1 protein-coding gene is annotated in these 6,526 nt (G+C 73.5%); it reads right to left on the bottom strand.

Features of this window, described 5'->3' with window-relative positions; translation table 11 throughout:
• The coding region (locus ACZ518_RS39270; RefSeq protein ID WP_469117823.1) for a type I polyketide synthase at nt 1-6,526 on the bottom strand (6,526 nt) is incomplete at both ends.

Consider the following 6,526-nt stretch of genomic DNA (forward strand, 5'->3'; position numbering starts at 1 on the left):
CCACAACGCGGTCCGACACACCCGTCGACACCGCACCACGGGTCACACACCACAACCGGGCCGCAACACCCGCATCACCCAGCGCCTGCACCAACGACAGCGAACCCGCCACATCCAGCAGCGACACCACACCATCGACACCACCGACACCGGACAGAGCCTCGGCCAGCTCGCCACGCGAACGACCACCCCCCACCAGCTCCACCACATCGACACCCGACACCGACAACAGACCCACCAGATCGGCACCCGCCTCCCCCGACACCACCAGCCACCGGCCGGACGCAGTCCGCTGCGCCGTGTCCACCGGGTGCCAGGTGACCTGGTAGAGGAGGTCGTCGAGGGCGTCCTTACCGCGTCGCGGTACGAGCCAGCCGGGGACCGCGGGCTGTTCCGCGATGCGCGGCCAGTACCGCTCGTGCTGGAAGGCGTACGTCGGGAGGTCGGCGGGGGCCGCCAGTGCGCCCGTGAAGAGCGCGGGCAGGTCGAGGGGGACGCCGCGCGCATGGGCCCGGCCGAGGGATCCCAGCAGCGTGCGCGTCTCGGAGCGGTCGCGGCGCAGGAGGGGCAGGAGCGCGGCGGGTTCGTCGAGGCAGGCCTGTCCCATGGCGGTCAGGACGGCGTCGGGACCGAGTTCGAGGTACGTGTCCACCCCGGCGGCTTCCAGGTGGCGCATGGCGTCATGGAAGCGGACGGCCTCGCGGACGTGACGCACCCAGTAGGCGGGCGAGGTCAGTTCCTCCGCCGTGGCGAGCGTTCCGGTGAGGGTGGAGACCACCGGGATCGCGGGTGCCGAGTAGGCCAGGGCTTCCGCGACCTCGCGGAACGCCTCCAGCATCGGCTCCATCAGCGGCGAGTGGAAAGCGTGCGAGACGGTCAGGCGCTTGGTCTTGCGACCCCGCTCCGCGAGCGTGGCGGCCACCGCCAGGACGGCTGCCTCGGCACCCGAGACGACCACGGACTGCGGGCCGTTGACCGCCGCAATGTCGACACCGGCCGACAGCAGCTCACGGACCTCGTCCTCGTCGGCCTGGACGGAGACCATCGCCCCGCCCTCCGGCAGGGCCCCCATCAGGGCGCCGCGGGCCGCCACCAGACGCGCCGCGTCGGCGAGCGAGAAGACACCGGCGACGTGCGCGGCCGCGATCTCCCCGATCGAGTGGCCGGCCACGAAGTCCGGGCGGATGCCGTAGGACTCCAGCAGCCGGTACAGGGCCACCTCGACCGCGAACAGCGCCGGCTGGGTGTTCTCGGTGCGGTGGACCTCGTCCCCGCCCCCGAAGACCAGGTCCTTCAACGGCAGGTCGAAGTGGGCGCACACCTCGTCGAAGGCGGCGGCGAACACCGGCTGGGCCTCGTACAGTTCACGCCCCATCCCCGCACGCTGCGCACCCTGGCCCGAGAACAGGAACGCGGACGTGGCCGGTCCCTGGGCGAGGTCGGTGTCCGCCTCGCCGCGTGCCACGGCGTCCAGCGCGCTCAGGTACTCGGCGCGGTCGGCTCCGATGACGACGGCGCGGTGCGGGAAGAGGGTGCGTGCCGTGGCCAGGCCGCGTCCGACCTCGGCCGGGTCGAAGGCCGGCCGGTCCGCGACGTGGTCGCGCAGGCGGCGGGCCTGTCCGCGCAGGGCTTCCGGCGAGGCGGCGGACAGCAGCCAGGGCGCGGGGGTCCCCGGGGACTCGGCGCCCTCGTCCGGGGTGTCGAGCGGGCCCTGTTCGAGCACCAGGTGCGCGTTGGTACCGCTCATGCCGAAGGAGGACACGGCCGCCCGGCGCGGCCGGCCGGTCTCCGGCCATGCCGTGCTCTCGGTGAGGAGGGCGACCGCACCGGCCTCCCAGTCCACGTGCGGGGTGGGCTCGTCGACGTGGAGGGTGCGGGGCAGGACGCCGTGGCGCATCGCCATCACCATCTTGATGACGCCGCCGACGCCGGCCGCGGCCTGGGTGTGGCCGATGTTGGACTTCAGGGAGCCCAGGTGCAGCGGCCGCTCCGCCGGACGGTCCTGCCCGTACGTGGCCAGCAGCGCCTGCGCCTCGATCGGGTCCCCGAGCGGGGTGCCCGTGCCGTGCGCCTCGACCGCGTCGACCTGGTCGGCGGTCAGGCCGGCGTTGGCCAGGGCCTGGCGGATGACGCGCTGCTGGGAGGGCCCGTTGGGGGCGGTCAGGCCGTTGGAGGCCCCGTCCTGGTTGACGGCGGAGCCGCGGATCACCGCGAGGACCTGGTGGCCGTTGCGGCGGGCGTCGGAGAGCCGCTCCACGAGAAGCATGCCGACGCCCTCGGACCAGCCCGTGCCGTCCGCGGCGGCCGCGAACGGCTTGCAGCGGCCGTCGGGCGACAGGCCGCGCTGGCGGCTGAAGTCGATGAACGACTGCGGGGTCGACATGACGGTCACGCCGCCCGCCAGGGCCAGCTCGCATTCGCCGCGCCGCAGGGCCTCAGTCGCCAGGTGCAGGGCCACCAGCGACGAGGAGCACGCGGTGTCGACGGTCAGTGCGGGACCTTCGAGGCCCAGGGCGTAGGCGATGCGGCCGGAGGCCACGCTGCCGGCGCCGCCCGTGCCGAGGTAGCCCTCCAGGCTCTCGGCGGACTGCGACACCAGGGCCGTGTAGTCCTGGCCGTTGGTGCCCACGAAGACACCGGTACCGCTGCCGCGCGCCGCGCTCGGGGTCAGTCCGGCACGTTCGAACGCCTCCCACGCCACCTCCAGCAGCAGGCGCTGCTGAGGGTCCATGGCGAGGGCCTCGCGCGGGGAGATCCCGAAGAAGCCGGCGTCGAAGTCGGCCGCGTGCCGGAGGAAGCCGCCGTGCTGGGTGTACGTCGTCCCCTGGTGCTCGGGGTCCGGGTCGTAGAGCGCCCCGATGTTCCAGCCCCTGTCGCGCGGGAAGGGCGAGATCGCGTCGGCCTCTGACGCCACGAGGCGCCACAGGTCCTCGGGGGAACCGACGTCTCCGGGGAAACGGCAGCTCATGCCGACGATGGCGATCGGCTCGTCGCTGCCGACCACGCGGCGCACCTGGGCCGGTCCGGTTCCGGTCCCGCCGAGGAGCTCGACGGACAGGTGGGCCACGAGCGCGGCCGGGGTCGGGTAGTCGTAGACCAGGGTCGCGGGCAGCGGCAGCCCGGTCGCGCTGCTGAGCCGGGTACGGAACTCGACGGCGGTCATCGAGTCGAAGCCGAAGTCACGGAAGGCCCGCTCGGGGTCCGCCGTCTCCTGCGCGGCGTGTCCGAGAACGGTGGCGATGGTGTCGCGGACCAGGTAGAGCAGGACACGCGCGGGGTCGTCCGCCGACTCCAGGCGCTGCGCCAGCGGCGACACCGGCTCCGCCTGCCCGGCCGCGGCGTAGCCGGTGCCGGGCCAGTAGCGCTGCCGCTGGAAGGGGTAGGTGGGCAGGTCGACGCGGCGGCCGGAGAGCAGGGGCTGCCAGTCGACGGGCAGGCCGCGGGTCCAGGCCTCGGCGAGGGCCCCGAGGAAGGCCTCGGGCTCGGGGCGGTCCTTGCGCAGGACGGGGGTCAGCAGTCCCGAGAAGGTGTCGGGGAGGGACTCCCCCGCCATGGCGGCCAGGACACCCTGCGGGCCCAGCTCCAAGAAGTGGGTGACACCCTGTCCGGCGAGGTACTGGACCCCGTCGGCGAAGCGGACCGCACCCCGGACGTGCTCGACCCAGTAGTCGGCGGTGAACTCGGTGATCTGCCCGCCGGTGACGTTGGAGACGACCGGGATGGCGGGAGTCGTGTAGGTGAGGGATTCCGCGACCTCGCGGAAGGCCTCCAGCATCGGCTCCATGAGGGGGGAGTGGAAGGCGTGCGAGACGGTCAGCCGCTTGGTCTTGCGACCCTGTTCCGCCAGCTTCGCGGCCACGGCCAGGACAGCGTCCTCCGCACCCGAAACCACCACGGACTGCGGCCCGTTGACCGCCGCGATGTCGACACCGGCCGACAGCAGCGGGCGTATCTCCTCCTCGGTAGCCCGTACGGAGACCATCGCACCGCCCTCCGGCAGCGCACCCATCAGCGCACCACGCGCCGCAACCAGACGCGCCGCGTCCGCCAGCGAGAGCACACCGGCCACGTGCGCGGCCGCGATCTCACCGATCGAATGCCCCGCCACGAAGTCCGGACGCAGACCGAACGACTCCGCCAGCCGGTACAGAGCCACCTCGACCGCGAACAGCGCCGGCTGGGTGAACTCCGTACGGTGGACCCGCTCCCCCTCGCCGAAGACGATCTCCTTCAGCGGGCTGTCGAAGTGGGCGCACACCTCGTCGAAGGCCGCCGCGAACACCGGCTGAGCCGAGTACAGCTCACGGCCCATACCCGCACGCTGCGCACCCTGACCCGAGAACAGGAAGGCGAACTTCCCGCCGGAGACCGCACCCTCGATCGCGCCGGGCGCCGAGCGGCCCTCGGCCAGGGCCTCCAGCCCGGCCAGCAGACCCGCACGGTCCCCCGCCACCACGGCCGCCCGGCTGCCCAGCGCGGCCCGCGAGGTCACCAGCGAGAACGCCACGTCCACCGGGTCCAGCTCCGGATCAGCCGACACCCGCTCCAGCAGCCGGCCCGCCTGGGCCCGCACCGCCTCCGCGTCACGCCCCGACACCACCCACACCGGAAGTCCCGGGGTGGGGGTGGTGTCACGGTCGGCGGTGGGCTCCTGCGGGGCCTCCTGGAGGATGGTGTGGGCGTTGGTGCCGCTGATGCCGAACGAGGACACCGCGGCCCGGCGCGGGCGGCCCGTCTCGGGCCACGGCACCGTCTCCGTCAGCAGGCGCACCGCGCCCGCCGACCAGTCGACGTGCGGGGTCGGCTCGTCCACGTGCAGGGTCATCGGCACCACGCCGTGGCGCATCGCCATGACCATCTTGATGACGCCGGCCATGCCCGCCGCGGCCTGGGTGTGGCCCAGGTTCGACTTGACGGAGCCCAGCAGCAGCGGCCGGTCCTGCTCGCGGTCCTGGCCGTAGGTGGCCAGGAGGGCCTGGGCCTCAATGGGGTCGCCGAGGGTCGTGCCGGTGCCGTGCGCTTCCACCACGTCGACCTGGCGTGCCGTCAACTGCGCCTTGGACAGGGCCTGTTCGATGACACGCTGCTGGGAGGGCCCGTTCGGGGCGGTCATGCCGTTGGACGCGCCGTCCTGGTTCACCGCCGAACCCTGCACGATGGCGAGCACCTGGTGCCCGTTGCGCCGTGCGTCGGAGAGGCGTTCCAGCAGGACCATGCCGACGCCCTCGGACCAGGAGGTGCCGTCGGCGCCGGCGGCGAAGGGCTTGCAGCGGCCGTCGGCGGCCAGTCCGCGCTGGCGGCTGAACTCGACGAAGGTGTTGGGGCTGGACATGACGGTCACGCCGCCGGCCAGGGCCATGGTGCACTCGCCCTGCCGCAGCGCCTGGCCGGCGAGGTGTACCGACACCAGGGAGGAGGAGCAGGCCGTGTCGACGGTGACCGCGGGGCCTTCGAGGCCCAGGGTGTAGGCGATGCGGCCCGAGGCGATGCTGCCGGCGCTGCCGTTGCCCGCGTAGCCCTCCAGGCCCTCCTGGTCGTGGAGGAGGTTGACGTAGTCGTGGTACATGACGCCGGTGAAGACGCCGGTGCGGCTGCCGCGCACGGAGGTCGGGGAGATCCCGGCGTTCTCGAAGGTCTCCCACGCGGTCTCCAGGAGCAGGCGCTGCTGGGGGTCCATGGCGAGGGCCTCGCGCGGGGAGATCCCGAAGAACACGGGGTCGAAGTCGGCGGCGCCGTCGAGGAAGCCGCCCTCACGGACGTACGAGGTTCCGGCGTGGGCGGGGTCGGGGTGGTAGAGGGAGTCGATGTCCCAGCCGCGGTCGGCGGGGAAGTCCGCGATGGCGTCGCCGCCGGACAGCACCAGCCGCCACAGGTCCTCGGGTGAGCGGACGCCACCGGGGAAGCGGCAGCTCATGCCGACGATGGCGATCGGCTCGTCGGCGGGCAGCGGGGCGGCCGCCGTGGCGGGTACCTTCGCGTCGCCGGTGTCGACGAGGCGCGCCTTCAGGTAGGCGACGAGGGAGGCCGGGGTCGGCTGGTCGAAGATGAGGGTGGCGGGCAGCCGCAGGCCGGTGACGGCGCTGAGCCGGTTGCGCAGTTCCACGGCGGAGAGGGAGTCGAAGCCGAGGTCCTTGAACACCTGTGTCGGCTCCGGGGCGCCCGGTGCGCGGTGGCCGAGTACGGCGGTCACCTCGGTGACGACCAGGTCGTGGAGGGTCCGCGTCTGCTGGGCTTCGGGCAGTCCGGCCAGCCGCTGTCCGAGGGAGGAGCCCCCCGTGCGGGGTGCGGCGCCGGCGGTCGGCCGCTGCGGAGGTGCTGCGGCGAGTCCGCGCAGGACGGGTGACAGGGACGGGCCGGTGGGAAGCGCCGTGAGGTCGAGGCGCATGGGGAACAGCACGGCCCGGTCGAGGGTGGGGGCGGTGTCGAGGAGGGCGAGGGCCTCCTCGGTGGCGAGGGCGGCCACGCCGCCGCGGCTGATGCGGTCGACGTCGTCGGCGTCGAGGGCGCCGGTCATGCCGCTGCGCTC

This window comes from Streptomyces sp. NPDC033966, from assembly GCF_055575955.1.